This window comes from Bradyrhizobium sp. NBAIM01 (assembly GCF_020194115.1).
Lineage (GTDB): Bacteria > Pseudomonadota > Alphaproteobacteria > Rhizobiales > Xanthobacteraceae > Bradyrhizobium > Bradyrhizobium yuanmingense.
In genome coordinates this window covers 896,995-921,331 of sequence record NZ_JADYVU010000001.1, presented here as the reverse complement: position 1 = coordinate 921,331, position 24,337 = coordinate 896,995, and the positions used below count along the sequence as shown (strand labels likewise).

The window sequence follows — 24,337 nt, the reverse complement described above, 5'->3', positions numbered from 1 at the left end:
GTCAACCCGCATCGTCAACTCGATCTTAGCATTTGCAGCAATACGTAGCTGATGCTACATGATGATGTAGAAGCATTATCGCAACTGCTGGAGGGCTTGGTTTCAATGCAATTGTCGACAATCGCGCGCCGTTGCGTCCGTCCAGTTGTGCCGATGTGGGCGCCCAGGACCGGCTTTGCTGGCGGCATCTTGGCCGTCGTGCTCTGTTTGGCCGTTGCCACGAGACCGACATACGCGAAGAGCCCGTCCGAAGGCGCGGCAATCGGAAGCGCCGTCTTGCCGCGGGACCTCAGTCCCTGGGGCATGTTCTTGCAGGCCGACATTGTCGTAAAAGCCGTAATGATCGGACTTGCTTTTGCCACTCTCGTAACTTGTACGGTATGGCTGTCCAAGACCATTGAGCTGTTCAATGCGCGCAGGAACGTGAGGCGCTCGCTGCAGGAACTCGCGAAGTCAAGGAGCGTCGAAGATGCGGTGCGGACGGTGCCCCCCGGGGCCGTAGCGCAGTTGCTTGACGGCGCTGTCGCAGAACTAGGGCTCAGCACTGATCGCATGGATAGCGAGGGCATCAAGGCTCGCATCATGTCGCGATTGCAGCAGATCGAAGCCGGCGCAAGCCGGCGTGTCGCGCTCGGCACCGGCGTGCTGGCGACAATCGGTGCGACGGGCCCCTTCGTCGGCCTATTCGGCACGGTCTGGGGCATTATGAACAGTTTTGTCGGGATCTCGAAGTCCCAGACCACCAATCTGGCCGTGGTGGCGCCTGGCATTGCTGAGGCGTTGCTGGCGACCGCGCTTGGGCTCGTCGCGGCAATTCCGGCAGTGGTGATCTACAATCTGTTCGCCCGTCAAATCGCCGCCTACCGGGCGCTGCTCGGTGACGGCGTAGCGGAGATCGCGCGGCTCGCAGGCCGCGATCTTGACGGCGGCGCAATCGTCGTGCCAAGAGCGCATCTCGCGGCGGCGGAGTGATCCGGTGGCAGTCAATCTCAGCCAGTCCGGCACCGAGCTTGCCGAGATCAACGATATAAACGTGACGCCGTTCATCGACGTCATCCTCGTATTGCTGATCATCTTCATGGTGGCGGCGCCGCTCGCCACTGTCGACGTCGCCGTCGAGCTGCCGGCTTCGAACGCGCAGCCGCACCCGCGTCCGGACAAGCCGGTCTATCTCACGGTGAGGCACGATCTCTCGCTCTCGGTTGGCGAGGCGACGGTGAGCCGTGCGGCGCTCGCGGCCGCGCTCGATGCCGCGATGGAGGGGCAGAAGGACAGCCGGATATTTTTGCGCGCCGACAAGGCCGTTCCCTATGGCGAGGTGATGCAGGTCATGAACGGCTTGCGGACGGCCGGTTACCTGAAGGTGGCACTGGTCGGCCTGGAGCAGTCGGCCGCGCCATGACGGTTTTTGCGGCCGAAGACGTTTCGGATGTGAGGCGCTGGGCAGTCTCATGGCTTGTCGTGGTCACGCTGTACGGCGCTCTCACCCTCTCCCTGATCGCATGGCGCGAGACCGACTATCTCGAGCCGGCCGAGCCCTCCGGCGCGGTCGCGGTCGATCTTGCGCCGGTGTCGGCGGCACCCTTGACAACGCAGACCGACGTGGCGCCAGGTCCCGAGCAGACGCTTGCCGAGGCCCGGTCAGAAGCGAAGCCCGACACGCCGGCACCGGAGGACACGCCGGAGCTGCCGCCGGCCCAGAATCCCGAGGCCGTCGTCGATGCGCCAACCAAGGCGCAGCCCGACGCCGCGGCGGAGCAGCAGGCCGCAGCCGCCACGACCGCACCGGCGGCAGTTGCAGACCGCGTTGCGCCGGTCGCCGCCGCGCCGGCGCAGGGGCGGCCGGACCTTAAGGCCGAGCAGGCAATCGCCACCTGGCGTTCGCAGATCCTGGCGTTGGTCGAGCGCAACAAGCGCTATCCGGAAGCCGCACGGTCCCGGCACGAGCAGGGGATCACGCAGGTCCGGTTCATGTTGGACCGCAAGGGGCTGGTCAGCGATGCGCAGGTCACACAAAGTTCCGGCTCCAGTGGGCTCGACGACGAAGCCATCGCCTTGCTGAAGCGTGCGCAGCCGTTTCCTGCGCCGCCCGACACGTTGGCAGGCCCCTCCGTGGCCGTTCGACTGCCAATCCGCTTCACCGTCAAATAGCAGTCCGTACAGCCTACAGACCCGTCAATTCTTGGCGAACACACGCTCACCGGCACCGAAGCGATAGTTGACGCCGACGCGAACGGCATCTGTCCTGACCCGCGCGTCGGTATCGACCAACGTCACCGCGCCATCGGGCAAGGTTGGCGTCGCGCGGAACGCTCCGAGATCGGAGTGCTGGTAGTCGATCGTTGCGGTCCAGTTGCCCGCCAGCCTGGTCTCGATGCCCGCGCCAACGGCCCAGCCGAAGCGGAACGTATCCACGCTGTAACGCGTCGTGAAGTCAACGCCGGCGGCGGTCGTACCGGACACCGATGCGGAGGCCGCGACCGTGCCTAAGGGAACGCCGGCCGAGACATAGGCGAGGGTTTCCGGGGTGACCGCCACACCGATGCGGCCGCGCACGGTTGCGAGCCAGTCGAGCCGGTAGGAAAGATCGGCTGACATCGGCGCATCGAGCAGAGTCAGCGCCGGGTTGCAGACAGCGCCCGGACACGTGCTTGCCGAACGGCCGCGCTGGTTTCCGTAAGTGAAATGGCCTTCGATGCCGGCGACGAGGCGGCCCGCAGTCCAGTCGTAGCCAGTCTGGATGCCGACGCCCGCATGATCCAGGCTTGCGAGCTGTGTGTTGCCGAACAGCGGCGTTTCCGTCGTGGTTTCGATGAAGCCGGCATGAGTCTTTGCCGTACCCCAGGCGTAGCCGACATGGCCGCCGGCATGGAAACCGCTCCACGTCCACGCCGTCGCGGGCACCGCCTCGGTGAAGAAGGTCGTCGCGTCCTGTCCGCGCACCGCGCCGATCGGCGCATCGGCTGGCGCCTCGACACCGTACTTCACGTTGAGGAACAGCTTGAACGTTCTGCCGGGCAGCAGGATCTCGTCCTTGTGGAATTGCACGGAGTTACGGATGTTGGCGTTCAAAAGATTGTCGCCGATCAGGCCCGTTGCGACTTCGACCGGCCCCCAAGTCGACGTCCGCCATCGCTGCCGGTGCTCGATCTGAAGCTTGAGCAGGTCGTAGCCAGCGGTCGATGTGTCGAACTCTGCAAAGTCATTTTGCCTGAACACATGCAGATAATGCACCCTCGCGTACCAGTTGTCGTTGCCCCAGTAGATACCACCACCGGCTCGCATCGGCGGGATGCGCGGCACGTTGGTGCCGTCGGTGAAGGTTGCACGCACGAGGTCGAACTGTCCCTCCACGCCGAAGATGCCACTTGTGAGCGGGGCCACGTCCCACTGCCAGGTCAACTCGCCGCCGCGGAAGATTGCATCGCCCTGCGAATAGGCGACCTGGATGTAATCGCCGCTGCTGGCGGGCGCGCAGGTCGAGAACTCCGCACCGCAGAAATTGCCCGTCGCCTGGCCATAAATGAAGTTGCTGTAGCGCGTATAATAGAGATTGGCGTCGAACCGGACATCCCCATGCGTGCGCTTCACGCCGACTTCCACGGTGTTGGCGGTCTCGAGCGTCAGATCGGGATTGCCGATCTTGAAGGTCTTCTCGGAATCGTCGGGCCCGCTGGCAAACAATTCGAGCGCGCGCGGAGCGCGCTGGATCCGCTGCAACGTCAGGCTCGCCTGCAGGTAGGACGGCAGATCCTCTATCGTTGCAAAGCTGAAGCTTGTCGGCAGGAAGCTCGATCGGGACGGTGTGCTGCCCGGCTCGTTCGGCGGCGGCAGGTAATTGGACGGAAATGCGAACGACGTGCCGGATACCTCGACATGTTCGAGGCGGCCGGCGAGCTGCGTCCGCAGCGTCTCGGTGAGCTTCAGTTCCTCGAAGAAATAGGTGGCGGCCGTCGTGGTTTGTGCCGGGCGCAGGATCGCCTGGCCGACCGTATCGAGGCGCTGATAGGCGCCCTGGGCGCCAACGATGCTGCTCAAGGCTCCGAACGGCGTCGCAAGCGGCTGCGTTTCGAACTCGAGCTTACCTTCCGTCTGGCGGTTCTTGAACGTTGCGCCGATGGTCTGGAAATCGCCGAGGACTGCGCTGTTGTTGACGACCTCATCGTGGCGGTAGTCCGAGTGGCCAAGCCAGTAGCGCACGGCCGCGAGGGACGCGGCGTCGGGGCGGTATTCGCCCTTGCTCGCGATCCTGGTCTGTTCGAGCTGGTTGTGCTGCTTGGCCTCGGACGTGGCAATGCCGGGAATGTAGTAGTCGCTGGTGAAGCGCGAGATCGACAGGCCGGCATAGCCGCCATCGAACAGATGGGAGCCGCCGATCGATGCGCCCGCACTCTGCGCGGCGGAGTTGGGCTGTCGTCCATTGAACGTCGGCGCGGGATCGGGCGGAACGAGATAGGGATAGCTGGGGATCCGGTAGTCCTTCGCACCGCGGCCGTAGACATCGGCATGCACGGCGGCATTGCCGCTTCCGGCGTCGAGCAGCAGGCCACTTTCCCAGCCGCTGTCGACCGAGGTCACGGCCGATCGCAGCTCGGCGGCCAGGCCTCCGATCGGCGCAGCGGCCGGGATGCGATTATTTGTGACGTCGACGACGCCGCCGACCGCCTGCGATCCGAAGCGCAGCGCGCCCGGCCCGCGAAACACCTGCGCGCGCTGCAACGCCAGCGGATCGATCGGCACGGCGTGATCCTGGGCGATGTCAGAGACGTCGACCGCGCCGACGCCGTTTTCCTGGATGCGGACCTTGGCATCCGACAGTCCCCGCAAGACCGGCCGCGAGGATTGGGTCGAGATGCCTGCCAACGTCGCGCCCGGTGCGGTGAAGAACAGATTGCCAAAGCCCTGGGTTGGGCTCGCGTGGATCTGACCACTCGTCATGGTCGAAGGGGCGAGGGTCGGGTTGCCGGAAGCCTGCGTTGCGGATTGGGGGGCCGCCGGCGCCGGCGGGGCCTGGGTCACTCGCCGGCCGGCGGCTTCTCCGCGATTGGCTCGGCGTACCGGCCTCTTCTGCCTGCCCTCGACCGTCACCTGCGGAATGTCCACCTCGGCGGGCGAGCTGGCTGTCTCAGGCGAGGCCGCCGTGCCCGATGATTGGGAAGCCGGTGGTGCCGCCGCTTCGGATGGGGTGGATGTCACGGTAGCGCTAGGTGCCGCAGGAGGCTGCTGGCGTGGCGTCGCTTGTTCAACCGGCGGAGCGGACGTCACCCCGGGTGAGGTTGGCTGGGCGCGGGCCAAGCCGCTCAGACACATCATGACAATGGACGTCGTGCCCAGAAGGGCCGAGCGAGTTACGCGAACGTGCATTTTCAATCCCCCGCGGCAGCACCGCGGGCGAAGCGGTACTTAGTAGGTACACTAAAATGTAGCTAAAGCTACAAATGCGCGGCACCGGCTACAATGTCAAGCCTGTTGCAATTGCGAAGCTGTTGCAAGAAGGGTCGGGCAATTGCGTGAGCTTGCAATGCCGATACAGAGGCCCCATGGTCGGTGTAAAGATTCTGGATTTTTCACATGCGTCAAAAGCCTTCCATGGATGTCGCAGCATCGCTTCACGCGCTCCCCACCGAGCAGGCGCAGGCGCGGCGTTTTGGCAAGGCCCGTTCGGCGCGCTCGACCGCCATCCTCGAGGACTACGTCGAACTGATTGCCGACCTGATTGGTTCGTCAGGTGAGGCCCGCGCCACCGATATCGCACGAAGGCTGGGAGTTTCTCACCCGACGGCGATCAACACGATCTCGCGGCTGAAGCGCGAAGGCCTGGTCGTGGCTCGTCCCTACCGAGGTATTTTCCTGACCGAGAAGGGTGAAGCGCTCGCCAAGCGGGTGCGCGCGCGCCACCGTCTCGTCCTACAAATGCTGCTCGCGCTTGGCGTGCCTCGGGAGACCGCGGAAGCGGACGCCGAAGGCATCGAGCATCATGTTTCAGACGCGACGCTCAAGGCATTTTCGGAGTTTCTCAAACGATCGAGGGTGAGCAAGGCCAGCTGACGCTCCGTGCCGATACCGATCAGTCGGCTTAGCAGCCTGCCGATCTTGAGACGGGGGCCAGCGATAGACTCCCTGCGCGTCAGTTCCAGAGCGGCTCGGCTTGATCGATCTCGATCCGTGGCAAGTTGAGCGCGAACCGCCGCAAATCCCTCCAAGACGAGGCAGGCCAACTGCCGAGCCGCCGATGATGCGAGGTAGTTGGCACAAGCAGGCGCGGAGGCGGTCGCCCTCCTGCACCGTCGTGATACGCAAATGCGGCCAGCGTCCGCTCAATCCGGCCGAGCTTGCAAGCGCCGTGCAAGATGAGGTCTTTGCCTACGAACTGAACGACTTCCCCGAGGCGGGCGGCTGGGCGGCTCCGCTGCCGTCTTCGGTTAAGCTACCTATTCCTAACCTTCAGTCTTTGTCGACCGAAATGGTCGGCCCAGGCGTGGATGCCGTTTCACTCGCCTCATCACGCGGCCGCTTCAAGCGCGCGGGCCGGGGACTTTGGAAGGGCAGCTACGTCAAGCCGTGGCTCTATCGTGCATGCATCCGCGCGGACGAAATCCGTCCGCCTGTTCGGACTATGCAAATGCCCATCCTTGATGGGATCCACTGCGAGGCATCAATCCACAACATGCGATGCCGATCACACACTTGCGCAGGTAGCTCTGGCGTGGTTAGGGCGGACCCAACGCTACCCTATCATTCCGAACCGCCGCAAGATGGTGCGTTCGGCCGCAGCCGTCGTCGTGTCTTGACCGGTCGTACCGTTCGAGCAGAAGAAATGAAATGGCACCCTGCAGTCGCATTTGGACGTCAGGCACTGGCAGCTTCAGGCGCGCGGCGAGACGCAGACAAAAGAATTCATTCTCCAGGCTGCCCTCCGGCGCTTGGTCCGGGCCGCAACCTTGACATTGACGCCGAAATAGCTGCCGGCGACAGTCGAGATCGGTATGCTTAGATATCCGGTCGCTTTGCCTTGGGCCCGCTGCAGAACGCGATCGACCTGAACTAGAGGGGCGATGGCGACCAAGAAAAGCAGCCTCATGTGGATCCTCAACGCGTGTTGCATCAGGGCGCTGTGACATTGACCGGAGTTGGAGCGCCGTCCTTGTCGCCGTCGAACAAGATCAGGACACGCAGCTCCAAGCCGCGTTTTGTCAAAGGCAGCAGAGCTTCTGGCTTCCGGGAGGATTGAAAAGATAGTTCGGCTAGCAGCTTGACGTTTTCCGTCCGCCCATCCCAGGAATAGACGGCATAAGTCCCTGCGCCGTCCTTGGCCGGCCCTGCGAGGATCAATATCAAGTCGCCATGGGTGGTAAGATCACGCACGCCGCGCCCATCCAAGGGAAGCTGGAACAGCTGGTGTGCCGTGCCTCTTCCGCCAAAGAGGGTGTCGATCTCGACTGATACGATCGCTGCTCGCGTGTCCTCAAGTATCGGGCCGCGAAAGCCTGCATAGAGCCGGCCCTCCTTGACTGCGCCCCCTTCAATCGTCAGGCCATTGTCCTCCAGCCGTTTGTCCAGATAAGGGGTGAGAACCTGATCAGAGGCAATGATCTCTCGCAGCCTTGGTGTCCGCTCGATGTCGACCGCAATACTGTGTTTCTCATCCGGGCGAAAGCGCACGACCTGACTGCTTGCCCGGATGCGAGCCCTGATTTCTTCGGCATCCCTGATGGGATCGAGTTTGTGCTTCTTGTCACGCGGGTGGCCGTGCGAGCCGATGACATAGTACCAACCGCCGCCAAACGCGACGCCCTCGCCATCGAGCTCGAGCGGCTTGCGCTTGAACGTATTGTCGATGAGCTTGGCCGGCTCACCTGCTACAAGCTTGCCCTGCTTGAGGGTTACGAATTGGGCCTCTTGCAAATTGTCATCGATTACAAGGCAGTAGCGGGGAAATCCATGCTCCGCCGTACACGCAATCCCACTGACGTCTCTGGACTTTTTGCCGTCCTTGCCGATGAGCTCGTGCTTGACGGGCCAGCCGTTGTCGGCTCTCGCTAGACAAGACGTCGCTGCAACGGCGGAAACAACGATCCCCAGCGCTGCAAAGCGAACGACCGCGGCATATGAAAAACCTATGACAGCAATCATCGTGAGCGACAAAAAGTAGTAGTTGTATTAGGCTACGATACACCGAATACTCGATGACACAATCTTTCGTTTAGAGCATTTGAGTCATGTTGTTTGTTGATCGCAGCTTGGGGATCGCAGTCCCGACAGCGTTTCTGACCATTCTCGAGGCCATACTCCGGAAGATCCGGAGTAGCTGAGACGAGGGTACCGTTTGCACGGGGTCCCTCGCGAAGCTCCTTCTCTCGCAATTCACAAACGTATTCTGACCTTTAGGACGATCACCATGACCGCAGAAATGGATAATGATCCTGACTTCAATTCCGTCTTTCTGGAGCGGGCAGCAGAAGCTGCCAAACGATGGCGGGAGCGCACCGCAGTCCGCGAGCAAAAAGCCATAGCCGTCGAGGAAGGACGTGCGCTCGCCGCCGATACGCCGCCGCGCGTCGCCCTTCGCTTGAATAGATTGATTGACCAAGTACGAAAGAGCGTAAGCGATGGTCGCCTCCCTGACAACCCGACGCTTCAAGACTTGATCAATCGCCCAACGCCGCTCGCCGCTGAAGATCTCAACGAGCAGCTCGTTCAGGAAGTCGTCCTTGGCGTGCGCAACTTCCTGTCTGTCGAGTTCCTGGCTCGCGGCATACAAGCAAGCCGGCGCGTCGGCCGCATTCTCATCGATACGGGCGGAGGCCTTCGAGCGCGCGGGACCGGCTTTCTCATTGGCAACGGTGTTGTTCTGACAAATGAGCACGTGCTTCGTACGCAAGAGCAGGCCGCGACTTGCTTCATTCAGATGGACTATGAACAAAATCGCTTCGCGCCAAATCCTCAACCGCAACTTTTCGCCTTCGAGCCGGACCGATTGTTTCTCAATAGTCGAAATCTGGACTTTGCGATCGTAGCCGTAGCGCCGAGGAGCAATCAGGGCGCCGGGATCGACCAGTATGGCTGGCTTGCTCTGAACGAGGCTCAGGGAAAGATCACGGTAACACCGGATGACTTCGTCAATATCATCCAGCATCCTCTCGGCCGCGAGAAGGAGGTTGTCGTTCGCGATAACCGGCTTCTTGACCTTTCGACGAGCAGCCAGGAAGCCAACTCTCTTGGCCCATTTCTTCACTACGAGGCTGACACCGAAAAGGGTTCGTCGGGGTCGCCGGTCCTCAACGATCAGTGGGAGGTTGTCGCCCTTCACCATACGGGTGTCCCGGTCGAGGATGCGGGCGGGCACTGGCTCGATAAGGAAGGCAAGGTCTGGGACGAGAAGACGCAGTCTTCCGCCGAGATTGCCTGGCGCGCGAACGAGGGCGTCCGCGTCTCGTCACTCATCGCCGAGCTCAGCCAATTACAGCTTTCAAGCGAGCAAAAGGCACTGCTGGCCCCTGTGTTGAACAAGACGCCGCCGCCTTTGGACGTGCGCAAGGAAGCCATCGAGCTACGCAAAGCCAACGAGCCGGTCGGCCGCCGCGCGCCCGACCGGCTTGAACGCGAGCAAGTTGCGGCGATCCAACCATCTGTTCGAACGGCGCTCGAACTTGAGATCCCATTGCGTATTTCCTTGGCCATTGGCGAAGCACGTCAACCGCTTGCAGGAACGCCGATTGCATCGGCACCTGTGCGAGTTCCAAGCTTTCGGGGTGAAATTCTGGAAGAAAGGCTCGAGCCGGAGGAGTATGCCGACCGTGAAGGCTACGACCGGCGGTTCCTCGGGGTGAACGTCCCGTTTCCAACCATGAAGGCGCAGCCGCGTTTTGGGCGCGCGTTGCGCGTGCCTAGGCCTGCACGACCGCGCGATACCACCGAGCTTCGCTACCACCGCTTTAGTATCATCATGAACGAGCGGCGGCGCATTGCCTATGTGTCTGCATGCAACGTGAACTTCAATCCACCAGAGTCAGTTTCGCGGGACGAAGGCGGCCAGTCTTGGCGGCTTGATCCACGTATCGATCCGCAAGACCAGCTCGGGGCGAGCTACTACAACGATAATGACTACGACAAAGGGCATCTTACTCGGCGTGACGACGCCGCGTGGGGCAGCGACAAGGAGGATGCCCTGGCAGCGAATTGGGATACGTTCCACTACACAAATGCCGCGCCGCAGCACTATCTGCTCAATCGGTCGACCGATTTCACCGGCGCAGATCTCGATCTGTGGGGTGACCTGGAGAACTTCATCTCGGAGCAGGGCGGCCAGCAAAGAACGCGCTTGTCGGTCTTCAACGGCCCCATTTTCGGGGACCGGGACAAGAAATTGGACGATGCTCGCGTCCCCTGGGCATTCTTTAAAATCGTGATTTGGCGCGACCGGAACGAGCGTCCCGGCGCGATCGGATTCGTTCTCAGCCAGCGTGACCTGATCGAGAATTTGGCCGAGGAAGCCATCGATCCGGGCCGATTTTCGATACGGCAGAAGCGCATCAGCCAGATCGAACGCGATCTCGACATCAGCTTCGGTCCGGTGACCGAATGGGACCAGATGTTGCCACGCGGCGCAGAAGAGAGTCTGGACGAAGAGGGCATTGAGATCACACGTGTCTCGGATATCCTAATCCGATCTGACAGGCCAACGTCAACGGCCGTTGCCGCGACACTGACAGCGAACGTTCGCAATGACGCACTCAGCGAGGCCATTGACATTCAAGGTGGGGTCGTCCAACTCGATCAATTGGCGAGGGTAGAATACCACCAAAGTCTGCAGGAGATCGTTGCCGAAAAGGACAAGGAAAGAGCAGCTCGGCGTCTGGGACGTCTGGTGGGAGTGGTGCTCAAAGAGCCCTTTGCAACCCCATCAGAGCTGAAGGAAAAATCTCGCCGCACTTCGGCATATCGAAGCTGGGAACTGAAGCCACAGCAGGATTTCGAAGCGGCGGCCAAGACTCACCCCGAGGCCTTGAAGCGATTGGAATGGCTGCGTGGAGAGCTGTCGAAGCAGGGTATGATGACCACTGATTCCTATCAGCTCGCGCTGCAGGCACATCATGAATCCGGCTTCTTCGCTTTATTGATGCGGGTTATGCGCGGCTATATTTGCGGTGATCCCAAAATTCGAAAGATGATCGACGAGGCCTTCAAGAAGATCGGAAAGCTCGGCAAAGCACCGACGCCAGAAACCGTGGTCGGGGCCGGGGGGCTAACTCTCGGAGCCTACCTCGTGCAGTTGATTCCGGCGTTGGGTATGCTGGGGGCGCCCGTCATCGCAGCCCTAATTCTCATCCTCTATCTCCTCGGCAGCAAGGCGTTCTGCGAGTGGTCGGGCCAGCTCAATACGACGAACGAAGAAGAGGGTTAGGCAGCAAGGACTCGACCGCAAGAGAAACCGGCGGGATCTTACGGTGCTCTTGCTGTCGTTCAAACTCGATTTTGGATGCGATTTCGTGTCGCCGTTAGCGGTCGTTGCGGCGGTATTCGTGCTTTCATTGATGGGTACTGTCGAGCGGGCGCGGGCATTCGAAATCCGAGCGCACAGAAAAATTGTGCGCCATCGCGGCATCGATCTTGGCCACTCGGTGACGAAATCTCAGCGCTATAGGCCCACACACCAGCAAAGACCCAGCTCCAGGAGAAAGGCAATTAGGCCGGCGGGAGGGCAAGATAAAAGCACTGGCGGTACGGAGCGCTTAAGTCGTTGTCTGCACATCCAGGATTTGGCGCTTCGTGGATCTTCGCCGTCACCAGGTTCGACCGAACGCAATGGCGAGCTTGGGCAATTGCGTCTGCGTCCTGGCGATCGCTAGTCGGCTTCACATATCGGCGTCTTCTCCAAACATCGGATGCGAGCCATGCGAGAAATCGACGACGAATTCGAAGTGAAGCTTGACGGATCGGTAACCGGAGAGCCAGGGAGCGACCAAGCTTCCTTCGACGCATCCGTCAGCAAGCGGCCAAGTCCGGCGCCAGTGTGTGGGCAGGTTCATCGTTTACCGGTAGCCGCATCGGCCGCGTCCACGCGCAAGGCGCAGTGCTGGCTGGGCGGTCGAAGCCAGGGCCCGCGCCCTCTCGTGGTCTAGGCACGGATCACGCGGATCAAGTCAGGTGACCTAGGTGACGTGCGCGCTCACCTCCGATACGTCCAGCGCGACGGCGTCGCACGCGAGCGGGTGCATGCATTTGAACGCATTGCTGAACGGCTGACGCAAAAGCTTGGGTTTCGACGATTTGCCTGTTTGCGCCTAGACGGGGCCAAACCTATGTTGATCTCGTCCTACCCGAAATCCTGGACGAGCCGTTACTACCAACCTGGGTATCAGCAGCTTGATCCTGTGGTTTTGCGCGCCAAGGTGGAGCCTGACCTCTTAGTTCGGGAGGTGCAGCGCGCGCGAGTGCGGGGAGGCGCGAGCAGCGTCGCTTCTTTGATCTTTGATGAAGCAACCACATTCGATATTCGACGCCAAGGATGTCTTATCGAAGGAAATGCGGAGCCGGCCCAAGTGAAAGCCTCCGCGCTCGCCATGACGAGGGTGGAGAGGCCGGCGGCGCCAGCTAGTACGTGCACGAGCCCACCGCGACCTAGGCCGACGCTCGACACCAAACCTTCACCCCTGCAGCGAGCAAGCGGTCGCGCAAGGATATAGAAGATGCGCGGTCCGGCGTGACGGCCACGAGCAGCGCCGCTGCCAGGAAAAGGAAGAACTGGTAGCCGAACACGGCTTGGCCTCGCCTTGCGGTCAGAAGCGTCGTGGCTCAGGCCAGCGTTGGGACCAGGATGCTGACTTCCTGATCGCGCGGTTCTTGGCTCGCGGCAAGGCCGGTGACGACACCGATACGGTCGGCAAGAGGACGGTTCTGGCTCATCTTGCGCTTGCCGTCGTACTTGGTAACGGGAATGCGGATGCCGACAATCCCACGCAACTGGGCGGCGATGAACTCTGCCGGAGCGTCGCTGACAGACCAAGGTGCCGCCCGTGAGCCCTCATGAATGTTCGTCAGTCGGGTGACCACATCAAGCAGGCGTTGGGTATCTTCGAAGAACTCAACCGGACCGTAAGCATGGACGGCGATATAGTTCCACGTCGGCACTACCTTTTCGGTTTCCTGCTTGGTGGCGTACCATGAGGGGGTCACGTAAGCTTCCGGACCCATGAAAATGGCCAGGGCTTCGCCTATCGGCGCCGAGCGCCATTGCGGATTAGCCTTGGCCACGTGGCCGTACAGGACTCCCCGTTGGCCTTCCATCGCGTCGAGGAATAGCGGAAGTGGTGTTGCGAGCGGCCCTTCTGCCGTGGCTGTGATCAGGTTCGCCAGGCGTGCGGAGCTAATGGTCGCTCGGATGTTCTCGATGTCATCATCTCGGAAGGCGGGGGGCACATACATAGCGGTTCTCCGTTCTCCGCTCCAGAATAGCCCGCGCCTGGCACGTTTAGAAAGGCCAGTTCGTCAAGATTTCGCTGGTCCAGTTGTTTCGCGGTTGTCACCTTGAACGAAACTGGTCCGCCGCTTGCGCCAGGAGTTGGCAGCCACTCTCAATCTGACGAGCCTCCAGCGCGGCATAAGCCATGATGAACCCGATGATGTTCGATCCGCGCCGGCGGTCCGGCTGACGTTGATCGAACAGGGGCGAAGAGGTGATCTTCGGAATGCGCTGCAAGGAAGCCGTAAAGTACGCCATCGTTACGGGCTCTGGATGGTAGGAGGCGTCGCTATTATGAAATGCGCGAACTCCACGGGACTTTCAATTGGAAGAAATCCGCCGGACGACGGAGAAATGAGGCATTTTTTCCGAGGCGATCTCGTAACAACCACGAAGCCTTCCAATCCATCGCCGCTGCCCAGACGGAGGGGCAACCGTGCTGATAGCTCTGCCTTCGCTCCGTACGCCATGATCAAACGCCGTGTCCTTGTGTTGATCCTCCTGCTGCTATCGACCCCGGCTGTTGCCGAAAGCTTTGTCGGTCAGACCAGCGTCACTGACCGCGACACGTTGGAAATTCATGGAAGGTGGATCCGCCTTTGGGGTGTGGATGCTCCGGAGAGCACTCAGCTATGTCGCGGCGAGGACAGTATGCATTACCGCTGTGGTTCGAAGGCCGGGAATGACCTCTGACGCTTTCATTGCCCGGCGCCCCGTCAACTGCGTCCCGCTCAGCCTCGACCGGTATGGCCGCACGGTGGCAACTTGTTCCGCCGCGGGTAAGGATCTTGGGGAATGGCTTGTGCGCAACGGTCTCGCGCTGGATTGGCCTCAATAGTCGAAGAGCAGATATCACGAAGCTCAGCGGCAGGCTGAGCGCGCGGGCGAGTGCCTCTGGAAGGGCAGCTTCGTCGAGCCGTGGCTCTATCGTGCATGCATCCGCCCCAGCAGAAACCCGACCGCCTGTTCGGACGATGCAAATGCCCAACCTTGATGCGTCCATTGCGAGGCGTCAATCCACAACGTGCGATGGCGATCAACGTGCTTGGGCAGGTGGCTCTAGCGCGCCTTGGGCGACTCACGCTACGCATCATTCTCAAAGACCTCACTGCACAATGGGAATGAAATGGTTGCAGCCAATCGTGAACTGCCGGCCTCTGGTTACGCACTTGAAGTGGACGGCCGACTCAAGTGCGAATTCGCAACCAGAGACGGCGCCAGGGCAGGTAGAGAAGAACTAAAGAAGCGTTTTCCCATGCTGCAGATCAGGATCTATGACACGCAGACGCATGCGCGCGAGGAAATCTAGATCCTCGGACTGGCGGATTTTTTCCGCTTCGCGCGTGCGGCTTCCGCCGCACCGGGCTCTCGTGAACCGAGCCGCTTTGCGTCTCGGCCATCCGGCTTCGATCCCTCGCGCAAAGACATGCGGAGCTCCTCGCCGGGAGCACTCGGGAAAGGGGCTCGCCTCTCGGCGATCGCTATTACTGCCCCGATCCCGGGTGCCCTTTTAACCGGTCTCGTCGCTGCACTCGGACCCGCGTGTCCCTTCGGGCCGCTATGCTCACGCTCTCCGGGTGCCATTTTGCGTTGAGGCGATGCGCTTTGGCGCAGGCCTGGTCGGGCCTGCGGCCCTAAAGCACTTCAAGGCCAAGTCACGAAGAATGGAACGGAAGGCGGAGCGCGTAAGCAGATTTCGCATTCCATCATTTGTGCGCGTGCGGCGCTCTCGCAAATCACGCGGCATCGATTCCGCCTGAAGAGGCCGAGAGTAAGAGTGCCGGCCGGGTTTTGCCGTGACGGGTTACAGGCTGAGAGAGAGGCTCGCCGCGCCCGTCGCGGAGATCCGCGATGTCCAGACACCATCCTCGGGCGCGCACCGGCGAAGACCGGAAAAGCCTTTACGACGAAATTACCAACAAGATCATTGCTGAACTTGAGGCTGGCCGCGTGCCGTGGGTGCAGCCCTGGGGTACCGCGGCGGCGACGGCGTCTTTGGCCATGCCCAAAAGCGCCGCGACTGGCCGTCCATACAGCGGCATCAACGTTCTAATCCTCTGGGGAGCTGCCACCGAACGTGCATTCACAGGTCAGAGCTGGCTTACCTTCCGCCAGGCGCTGTCGCTCGGCGGCCACGTCCGCAAGTGCGAGCGCGGCACCACCGTCGTCTATGCCGACCGCTTTGTGCCGGCCGACGAAAAGCGGCGCGCCAGCGAGACGGGCGATGAAGCGCAGGCCATCCCGTTCCTCAAACGATTCACGGTCTTCAACACCGATCAATGCGACGGCTTGCCCTTGGAGATCACAACGACGGCGCCGCCTCCGCCGCCAGGCCCGATCGAGCCAAAGTTAGAATACCTGATCAAGGCGACCGGAATCGACTTCCGCATTGGTGGCAACCGCGCCTTCTATGCACCGGCAGAAGATTATGTGCAGGTGCCGCCACCGCAAGCCTATTTCGAGCCGATCAACTGGCATCGAACGGCCTTGCACGAGTTGGCGCATGCCAGCGGCCATGCATCACGTCTCGACCGCGACTTGGGGGGCAGCTACGGTACCAAGAAGTACGCCTTCGAGGAGCTCATCGCAGAGATATCGTCTGCGTTCAGTTGCGCTTCGCTCGGTATTGTGCCGACCGTGCGACACGCCGACTATATCGGCTCCTGGCTTGACGTGCTGCGAGAGGACAATCGCGCGATTGTGCGAGCTGCCTCGCAAGCCAGCAAGGTTGCGGATTATCTCCTTGGATTCTTGCCGGAAAAGATTGTCGAGATGACGACGGAGACAGCGGAGCAGGAAGCAGCGTGAGGTTGTCCTCGGCCACCGCGGGTAAGAGAGTGAGAGGCGGGTCCTTTTTCGCGACGGGTTGAAGGCCGAGAGAGAGGCTCGCGGCTGCCCGTCGTGGAGAATCGACATGACGAAGGCTGTCCAAAAGATCACCCTGTCGCCCTCACGCGACATTCCGTTCGATAAGCTGGTGCTGAGCCAATCCAATGTCCGTCATGTGAAGGCGGGCATCTCGGTCGAGCAACTCGCCGAAAGCATCGCGGCACGCACGCTCCTGCAGAGCCTCAACGTTCGGGCGGTCGTTGATGCCGAAGGCACCGAGACCGGCATGTTCGAAGTGCCTGCAGGCGGCAGGCGCTATCGCGCCCTCGAACTACTTGTGAAACAAGACCGCATGGCGAAAACGCAAGCGATTCCGTGCGTGGTGCGCGACCAGGGCATCGCGGAAGACGACTCGCTTGCGGAGAATGACGAGCGGGTCGGCCTGCACCCGCTCGATCAGTTTCGCGCCTTCCAGTGTCTCCACCAAGGTGGCATGAGCGAGGAAGACATCGCTGCCCGGCATTTTGTGACGCCGGCGGCAGTGAAGCAGCGGCTTCGACTGGCCTCGGTTTCTAACAAGCTGCACGAGGTCTACGCCGAGGACGGCATGACGCTCGAGCAACTCATGGCGTTCTCGGTGACTGCCGATCATGCTCGCCAGGAGCAAGTCTGGGAGCAGGTCAGCCGCTCAGGCTACGACGAGCCCTACCAAATCCGGCGCTTGCTGACAGAACAAACAGTCCGCGCGTCCGATCGCCGCGCTCGGTTCGTTGGCCTCGAGGCTTACGAACACTCAGGCGGCGGCGTTCTGCGCGATCTGTTCGAGCATGACGATGGCGGATATTTGCAGGACGTTGCGTTGTTGGACCGTCTTGTCACCGACAAGCTGAAACTGGAAGCGGAAAAGATCGCCACCGAAGGCTGGAAGTGGATTTCGGTGGCGGTCGATTTCTCGTACGGGCATACCAACGGCCTGCGCGAGCTCGAGGGCAAGCCTGTCGAGCTCTCCCCAGAGGAGCGGGCTACCATCGACGCACTCAACGCGGAGCAAGCCAGGCTTGAATCTGACTATCAGGATGCCGACGAGCTGCCCGACGAGGTCGACCAGCGGCTCGGTGAGATCGAAGCGGCACTGGTCGCGTTCGAAGATCGATCGATGATCTATGAGCCGGCCGAGATCGTCCGCGCCGGCGTCTTCGTCAGCCTCGATTCTGAAGGGCGCCTGTCGGTGGACCGGGGTTACGTCCGGTCCGAGGACGACGTCTCTGCGGTCGATCCTGATGACGGGCAGGGCGCTGATACACCGTCGATTGCGGGCCGGGAGAGCCGTGCTTCCGTCCAGCGGACGGTCATCGCGATCGCAGCTAGCGCTGCTGACGCCGAAGAGGAGGATGAGGACGCGACCAAAGCTCTGCCGGATCGGCTGATCACCGAGCTGACGGCGCATCGCACCTTGGCATTGCGGGATGCGCTAGCACAAAATCCCGCGATCGCGTTCCAGGCGGTGCTGCACAACTTCGTGCTGGCGGCCTTTTATCGGCTCGCCTCGTCCGGAAGCTCTCTGGAGATCGGACTTCGCACGCCGACCTTTCCCGCTCAAGCCCCCGGCTTGCGGGAGAGTGCGTCCGCAAAGGCCGTCGAGGCGCGGCATGAGTCCTGGAAGGCGCGGTTACCGAAGGGCGAGAACGATCTCTGGGATGCGCTCACAGCCCTGGACGGCGCCGCTCAGGCGTCCCTGTTCGCTCACTGTGCGTCATTTGCGGTCAACGCCGTCTATGAGCCAGCTAGCCGCTATAATCAGGGCCGCGTCTCCGCGCATAATGTCCGCACGCGTCTCGACCAAGCCAATGTGCTGGCGCGCGCGGTCGGGCTCGATATGGTGCAGGCCGGCTGGCGACCGACCGTCGATAACTATCTCGGCCGGGTCACCAAGCCTCGCATTCTGGAGGCCGTGCGGGAAGCAAGGGGCGCATCTTCCGCGCAACTGATTGACCACCTGAAGAAGGCGGGCATGGCCAAGGAGGCCGAGCGTCTTCTCGATGGTTCAGGCTGGTTGCCGGAGCCGCTGCGTCTCGTCGATCCCGATGCGGCGCCAGTTGAGCAGGAGGGTGAATTGGGCCCACTGCCCGAATTCCTCGCCGACGATGAGGATCGGGAGAACGCCGTCGACGACGATCCGGAACAGCTCGACGCGGCTGAGTAACACAGAGTGGGATGGCTTGGGCCATCCCACAGTTGCTTGGGGACCGGTGTGTAACGCTGGTCCCCATTTTTATGGGCGAGCGCTGAGAGTGAGAGCTGGGCCGGGAAGGGTTTGAATCGCCGTGGTCTTAGGGAGAGCGCCGCGCGGTTCGACCTGTTCCTGCTCTCCCGAGACATCCTGCCATGACCGAATCTCTCGCGGGCGGCACTGCCGCCGCGCCGCTCTCGATGCGTGCCGCTGCCACTCTGACCTCTGCCGCCCTCAAGGCCGCCCGACAGATCTCGACTGATCTGGAACGCGGCCGTCGCATCAATGCCGCCGTCCTGCGTAGCGCCATGGAGGCGGCCTTCGGCGCCTCGGACGCGGCCGGCGCCTGGAACTGGAAGACCGCCTATGACGTCTGCGAGGCGGCAACCGTTCTCTTCCTTCGTAAGTTCGGCCCGGCCATGCGAGCCAGAGCGGGCTCGACGGCTGCGATGCTGCCAATGCTCGCCAGAATCGCGAGCTGTCTGCCGACTCATACGCGGCGTTCCGAGGACAGTCAGGCGCTTCAGCAATTCTCGACGCCGATCCAGCTTGGGCTGGCCGCATGCACCGCAGCCGGGATTACGCCTGCGGACCGCGTTTTGGAGCCCTCCGCGGGGACCGGCCTGCTCGCCATCCTTGCCGAGCTCGCCGGCGCCTCTCTGATGTTGAACGAGTTGGCCGAACGCCGCGCGGCGCTGCTGGATCATCTGTTCGCCAACGTTGATGTCACGCGCTTCGACGCCGCGCAGATCGATGATCACCTCGACGCGAGCGTTGTGCCGAGCGTGGTTCTGATGAACCCGCCGTTCTCCGCGCTGGCGAATGTGGATAGACGAATGGCGGACGCCGCTTTCCGGCACATCGCTTCGGCCCTGGCGCGTCTTTGCGATGGTGGGCGCCTCGTCGCCATCGCTGGCGCAGGCCTTGCGCCCGATAACCCGCCGTGGCTAGAGGCCTTCGTTCGCCTGCAGGAGCGCGGACGGCTCGTGTTCTCTGCCGAGATCGGCGGCGCCGTCTACGCCAAGCACGGCACTCACACGGACACGAGGCTGCTCGTAATCGACAAGTTGCCCGCCGCCGATCCGAAGGTATTTCCCGCCTCGCAAGGCGTGGCCGGCGATGTCGCCACCTTGCTCGAGTGGGTCACCCAGCATGTGCCCCCGAGGCTGCCCGTCGCCGCGCCAGTCGTGGCCGACACCGTTAGGCGCCCTGCAATGCCCGGATCGGCCGGCGCCATTGCACCAAGCCTCTCTTCTACTTTGGGGGACGCGCCGGAAGGTGTGGAACTTACGTACAAAACCGTCGAATGGTCTCCGCCGGAAGGCGCCCGCCTCACCGATGCGCTGTATGAGGAGTACGGATTGCAGTCGATCCTTGTTCCCGGATCGTGCGCGCATCCGACCGAGCTCGTGCAATCCGCGGCGATGGCGTCCGTTGCGCCACCGAAGCCGTCCTACCGTCCGCATCTGCTTTCAAATCTGGTGGCAGACGGAGTTCTGTCGGGCGCACAGATCGAGAGTGTCATTTATGCTGGCGAAGCGCATTCCGAATTTCTCGCGGGCTCCTGGACGGTCGATGCGACGTTTGATGTTGTGACCGCCGCACGCGACGAGGCCGAGAATGCCGTCCGCTTTCGTTGCGGCTGGTTTCTCGGCGATGGTACCGGCGCCGGCAAGGGGCGGCAGGTCGGTGGGATCCTGCTCGACAATTGGCTCAAGGGCCGCCGTCGCGCGGTCTGGATCAGCAAATCCGACAAGTTGATCGAAGATGCCCAGCGCGACTGGTCCGCGATCGGCATGGAGCGACTTCTCGTTACGCCGCTGTCCCGGTTTCGCCACGGTACCACGATCCGGCTTTCGGAAGGCATCCTTTTTACCACCTACGCTACGCTGCGCACCGACGAGCGTGCCGAGAAGCTTTCGCGTGTCGGGCAGATCGTTGAATGGTTGGGCTCCGACTTCGACGGAGTGATCGTCTTCGACGAGAGCCATGCCATGCAGAATGCGGTCGGGGGCAAAGGCGAGCGTGGCGACCAGGCGGCCTCTCAGCAGGGACGCGCAGGCCTGAGGCTCCAGCACGCCTTGCCCAACGCTCGCGAAGTTTATGTGTCGGCGACGGGCGCTACCACGGTCCACAACCTCGCTTATGCCCAACGCCTAGGCCTTTGGGGCGGCGCCCACTTCCCATTCGCCACGCGCGCCGAATTCGTCGAGGCAATCGAGCAAGGGGGAGTCGCGGCGATGGAGGTGCTGGCGCGCGACCTTAAGGCGCTCGGTCTCTACGCCGCCCGCTCATTGTCCTATGAGGGCGTCGAGTACGAGCTCGTTCAACATCAGCTTACGCCAGAACAGGTACGCATCTACGACTCCTATGCCGATGCGTTCAGCATCATCCATAACAACCTGGACGCGGCGATGCGGGCCGCCAACATCACTGGCGAAACCGGAACGTTGAACGGGCAGGCAAAATCCGCGGCTCGATCCGCCTTCGAGAGCGCCAAACAGCGCTTCTTCGGCCATCTGCTGACCTCGATGAAGACGCCGTCGCTCATCCGATCGATCGACCGCGATCTCGACGCCGGCCATGCCGCTGTCATCCAGATTGTTTCAACGGGCGAAGCATTGATGGAGCGCCGGCTCGCCGAGATCCCGACCGAAGATTGGGGCGACGTCCAGGTCGACATCACCCCGCGCGAGTACGTGCTCGACTATCTCGCCCATTCCTTCCCGGTCCAGCTCTACGAACCCTTTACAGACTCGGAAGGTAACCTCTGCTCCCGGCCTGTCTATCGCGATGGCCGGCCGGTTGAGAGCCGGGAAGCCGTAGAACGACGCGGACACCTCATTGAGAAACTTGCCTCCCTTCCACCGGTCCCCGGAGCGCTGGATCAAATCGTGCAGCGCTTCGGCACCGACATGGTCGCCGAAGTGACCGGCCGTTCGCGCCGTATCATTCGCAAGGGCGATCGGCTGACGGTCGAAAACCGCGCCGGTTCGGCCAATCTCGCTGAGACCTCGGCCTTCATGGACGACGTCAAGCGCATCCTCGTGTTCTCCGACGCGGGCGGTACGGGAAGGAGCTACCATGCCGAGCTGTCGGCCAGGAATCGCCGCTTGCGGGTCCATTATCTGCTCGAGCCCGGATGGAAGGCGGATGCCGCCATCCAGGGACTCGGCCGGACAAACCGGACCAACCAGGCTCAACCACCGCTATTCAGGCCAATCGCGACCGACGTGAAGGCTGAAAAACGCTTCCTCAGCACCATCGCGCGCCGGCTCGACACATTGGGGGCCATCACGCGCGGCCAGCGCCAGACCGGAGGGCAGGGGCTGTTCCGGTCCGAGGACAATCTCGAAAGCCAGTATGGCCGTGACGCGTTGCGTCAACTCTACACGCTGCTGGTGCGAGGCAAGGTCGACGGATGCTCGCTCGCGAGGTTCGAGGATGCGACCGGCCTGAAACTCACGGATGTCAATGGGCTTAGGGATGACCTGCCGCCGATCACGACCTTCCTGAACAGGTTGTTGGCACTCACCATCCACCTGCAGAATGTCCTGTTTACCGCGTTCGAGCAGCTCTTGACCGCCCGGATTGAGGGCGCTGTTGTGTCGGGCACCTATGACCTCGGGCTGGAAACGCTCCGCGCCGAAAGCTTTGTCGTCAGCGGACGGAGGACAATCTATGTCCATCCCCGTACAGGCGGCGAAACTCGGCTGCTTACCATCGTCCAGCGCCAGCGTAACCATCCTGTTGGTTTGGATGACGCTCTTGCTCGTCTTTCCAATCATGGTGTCCTGCTGATCAACGAGCGCTCGGGACGGGCCGCCGTGCAGGTTCCGGCCCCGAGCATCATGCTCGAGGACGGCGAGATCGAGCGCCGCGTCCGCCTGATCAGGCCTATGGAGCAGCACCACGTCCCCTTGAACGTGATGCTGGAGAGCCGTTGGGTCGAAGCGGATCGCGAACGTTTTGCCACGGCCTGGCTCGCGGAGCTTGCCGAGGTGCCTGAGTTCACGGAAAGCACGATCCACGTCGTGGCCGGCTTGCTGCTGCCCATCTGGAAACGATTGCCGAACGAATCGACCCGCGTCTATCGGCTCCAGACCGATGCGGGCGAACGCATCATCGGCCGCAAAGTTTCTGCCGCGTGGGTCGCAAACGTCGTCTCGGCGGATGCGCCCACGCTGACCCCGGACGCTGCCTTGGCCGCGCTGATGGAGGGGCGGACCATCTTCGACCTCGCGGAGGGGCTTCAGTTTCGCCGCGTCCGGGTGGTGGGCGCATGCCGCATCGAGCTATCGGGATTCAACGACACGATGCGCGATCGCCTCCTCGCTTACGGCCTCTTTGGAGAGATCATATGCTGGAAGCTGCGAATGTTCTTGCCCACGGACGAAAGCGGCGTCGGGATCCTGACAAAGGTGCTCAACACCTACCCGGTCGCGCGTGTCAGCGAGCGGGAGGCCGCGTGATGTCCGCCGCGCCTTGCGAACTGGCACGCCGCCTCGCGCGCGAGGCCGAGGCCGTGTGCCGATACTATCTCTCCAATGGCAAACGGGCGGGGCGGTACTGGGTGGTCGGCGACGTCCGCAACACGCCGGGCCGCTCGATGTTCGTGCGGCTCCAGGAATCACCTAAGGGACCCGCCGGCAAGTGGACTGACGCTGCCACCGGCGAGCATGGCGACCTCCTCGATATTATTCGCGAGTGCCGGGGGTTGCGCGACTTCAGCGAGGTCACCGAGGAAGCGAGGCGGTTTTTGAAGCTGCCTCGTCCTGAGCCGCAACTGGCCTCCAAACCCGTTCGTTCGGTGGCGCCAACTGGATCGCAGGAAGCCGCCCGACGGCTCTTTGCGATATCCAGCCCGATCGAGGGCACCATGGTCGAAACGTATTTGCAGTGTCGCGGAATAGCTCACGTCCATCATGGTAGCAGCCTGCGCTTCCACCCTCGTTGCTACTACCGGCCGGACGAGCATGCGCCGACCGAAACCTGGCCGGCGATGATTGCCCGCGTCACGGACCTTGAGGGGCGGATCACCGGAGCGCACCGAACCTGGCTCGATCCAGACGGCTTTGATCGCATTCGTCTTGGCAAGGCTCCGATCGCCACGCCCAGGCGAGCGATGGGCGACCTTCTCGGCAACGCCGTTCGCTTCGGCGTGGTGGACGACGTGCTCGCCGCCGGCGAGGGAATCGAGACCATGCTTTCATTGCGTTACGTGCTGCCGACCATGCCTATGGCTGCGGCGCTCTCGGCCAATCACCTCTCAGCCATGTTGCTGCCGTCTGGCCTGCGTCGGCTCTATGTCGCCTGCGACGCAGATGCCGCCGGAGACGCCGTGCAGGCTATTCTCACCCAGCGTGCAAAGGCCGTCGGCGTTGAAGTAATCGCGTTGTCCCCCCGACTGGGCGATTTCAACGAAGACCTGCACATCTTCGGTCTTGAGAGCCTCCGAGCAGCGTTGCGGCTTCAACTCGTACCAGAGGACGTCGTCCGCTTCCTGCATGCGTCGACAGAAGCCGCAGAATAGGCCGGTGCTTCGATCGAGGTTGGTCGGTCATAACGAGGCCACTGCCGGAAGAGGACGCGACCTCGGCCTTCTAGAGGGCGATCGGACGGCAACCGGACCGGGCCGGCAATGGCTACGGCCGGCTATTTTCCGCCGCGCGCCGGCGATAAGACATCAGCCGTCAAAGTGGCGCGCTTTGCATCGCGAAGCAAAATAGCCGGCCTCCGCCATCCTCCGCTGCCGCTTCGGCCCTTGCGGGTTCTAGCCCGTTCCGCCCGCCGTCTGAGTGATCGCCACGAAGGCC

At 62.2% G+C, this 24,337-nt stretch carries 16 protein-coding genes and 1 pseudogene; 12 read left to right on the top strand and 5 right to left on the bottom strand.

Features of this window, described 5'->3' with window-relative positions; all coding sequences use genetic code 11:
• Positions 1 to 267 precede the first annotated feature (267 nt).
• The 3 genes and pseudogenes from exbB to I6F31_RS04210 form a co-directional block, all read left to right on the top strand.
• Positions 268 to 972: pseudogene (gene exbB, locus I6F31_RS04220) on the top strand (tonB-system energizer ExbB); the annotation flags it as partial.
• A gap of 4 nt (positions 973 to 976) precedes the next feature.
• On the top strand, positions 977 to 1,402 hold the full coding sequence (gene exbD, locus I6F31_RS04215) for a TonB system transport protein ExbD (RefSeq protein ID WP_225184754.1): 426 nt from the start codon (positions 977 to 979) through the stop codon (positions 1,400 to 1,402).
• Positions 1,399 to 2,151, top strand: coding sequence for an energy transducer TonB (locus I6F31_RS04210; protein WP_225184753.1), 753 nt, complete (start codon positions 1,399 to 1,401; stop codon positions 2,149 to 2,151). Before exbD ends, I6F31_RS04210 begins: the two co-directional genes overlap by 4 nt.
• Before the next feature lie 24 nt (positions 2,152 to 2,175).
• On the opposite strand, the gene I6F31_RS04205 is transcribed toward I6F31_RS04210, so the two are convergent.
• Entirely contained in the window at positions 2,176 to 5,019 is a 2,844-nt protein-coding gene (locus tag I6F31_RS04205) for a TonB-dependent receptor (protein WP_225184752.1), read from the bottom strand.
• A gap of 552 nt (positions 5,020 to 5,571) precedes the next feature.
• Here I6F31_RS04205 and mntR point away from each other — a divergent pair.
• A complete protein-coding gene (gene mntR / locus I6F31_RS04200; protein ID WP_225184751.1) occupies positions 5,572 to 6,048 on the top strand; it encodes a manganese-binding transcriptional regulator MntR in 477 nt (158 codons plus the stop codon).
• A 662-nt stretch (positions 6,049 to 6,710) separates the two neighbouring features.
• Here the strand turns inward: mntR and I6F31_RS04195 are convergent.
• Both I6F31_RS04195 and I6F31_RS04190 read right to left on the bottom strand, forming a co-directional pair.
• A complete protein-coding gene (locus I6F31_RS04195) occupies positions 6,711 to 7,121 on the bottom strand; it encodes a HipA domain-containing protein (protein ID WP_225184750.1) in 411 nt (136 codons plus the stop codon).
• On the bottom strand, positions 7,105 to 8,133 hold the full coding sequence (locus tag I6F31_RS04190) for a DUF3616 domain-containing protein (RefSeq protein WP_225184749.1): 1,029 nt from the start codon (positions 8,131 to 8,133) through the stop codon (positions 7,105 to 7,107). The genes I6F31_RS04195 and I6F31_RS04190 overlap by 17 nt, the downstream gene beginning before the upstream one ends.
• Positions 8,134 to 8,398: 265 nt before the next feature.
• Between I6F31_RS04190 and I6F31_RS04185 the strand changes: the two genes are divergently transcribed.
• Both I6F31_RS04185 and I6F31_RS04180 read left to right on the top strand, forming a co-directional pair.
• Positions 8,399 to 11,404 (top strand): DNA/RNA non-specific endonuclease, encoded by a 3,006-nt coding sequence (locus I6F31_RS04185; protein WP_225184748.1) that lies wholly within the window; start codon positions 8,399 to 8,401, stop codon positions 11,402 to 11,404.
• A 757-nt stretch (positions 11,405 to 12,161) separates the two neighbouring features.
• A complete protein-coding gene (locus I6F31_RS04180; protein WP_346656457.1) occupies positions 12,162 to 12,686 on the top strand; it encodes an autoinducer binding domain-containing protein in 525 nt (174 codons plus the stop codon).
• Between the two features lie 109 nt (positions 12,687 to 12,795).
• On the opposite strand, the gene I6F31_RS04175 is transcribed toward I6F31_RS04180, so the two are convergent.
• Both I6F31_RS04175 and I6F31_RS04170 read right to left on the bottom strand, forming a co-directional pair.
• Positions 12,796 to 13,425, bottom strand: a complete 630-nt coding sequence (locus I6F31_RS04175) for an FMN-binding negative transcriptional regulator (RefSeq protein WP_225184747.1) — start codon at positions 13,423 to 13,425, stop codon at positions 12,796 to 12,798.
• Positions 13,426 to 13,522: 97 nt separating this feature from the next.
• On the bottom strand, positions 13,523 to 13,720 hold the full coding sequence (locus I6F31_RS04170; protein ID WP_225184746.1) for a hypothetical protein: 198 nt from the start codon (positions 13,718 to 13,720) through the stop codon (positions 13,523 to 13,525).
• Positions 13,721 to 14,042: 322 nt separating this feature from the next.
• On the opposite strand from I6F31_RS04170, the gene I6F31_RS36615 reads away from it, so the two are divergent.
• The 6 genes from I6F31_RS36615 to I6F31_RS04140 all read left to right on the top strand — a co-directional run bounded on the left by I6F31_RS36615 (position 14,043) and on the right by I6F31_RS04140 (position 24,054).
• Entirely contained in the window at positions 14,043 to 14,300 is a 258-nt protein-coding gene (locus I6F31_RS36615; RefSeq protein ID WP_346656456.1) for a thermonuclease family protein, read from the top strand.
• Positions 14,301 to 14,588: 288 nt separating this feature from the next.
• Entirely contained in the window at positions 14,589 to 14,771 is a 183-nt protein-coding gene (locus I6F31_RS04160; protein WP_225184745.1) for a hypothetical protein, read from the top strand.
• A 542-nt stretch (positions 14,772 to 15,313) separates the two neighbouring features.
• Positions 15,314 to 16,270, top strand: coding sequence for a zincin-like metallopeptidase domain-containing protein (locus I6F31_RS04155; RefSeq protein WP_225184744.1), 957 nt, complete (start codon positions 15,314 to 15,316; stop codon positions 16,268 to 16,270).
• 106 nt (positions 16,271 to 16,376) lie between these two features.
• Complete coding sequence (locus tag I6F31_RS04150; protein ID WP_225184743.1) at positions 16,377 to 18,494, top strand: ParB/RepB/Spo0J family partition protein; 2,118 nt, start codon at positions 16,377 to 16,379, stop codon at positions 18,492 to 18,494.
• A 182-nt stretch (positions 18,495 to 18,676) separates the two neighbouring features.
• A complete protein-coding gene (locus I6F31_RS04145; protein WP_225184742.1) occupies positions 18,677 to 22,993 on the top strand; it encodes a strawberry notch-like NTP hydrolase domain-containing protein in 4,317 nt (1,438 codons plus the stop codon).
• Positions 22,993 to 24,054: a toprim domain-containing protein gene (locus I6F31_RS04140; RefSeq protein ID WP_225184741.1), complete on the top strand. Its 1,062-nt coding sequence runs from the start codon at positions 22,993 to 22,995 to the stop codon at positions 24,052 to 24,054. The genes I6F31_RS04145 and I6F31_RS04140 overlap by 1 nt, the downstream gene beginning before the upstream one ends.
• Positions 24,055 to 24,337: the final 283 nt, after the last annotated feature.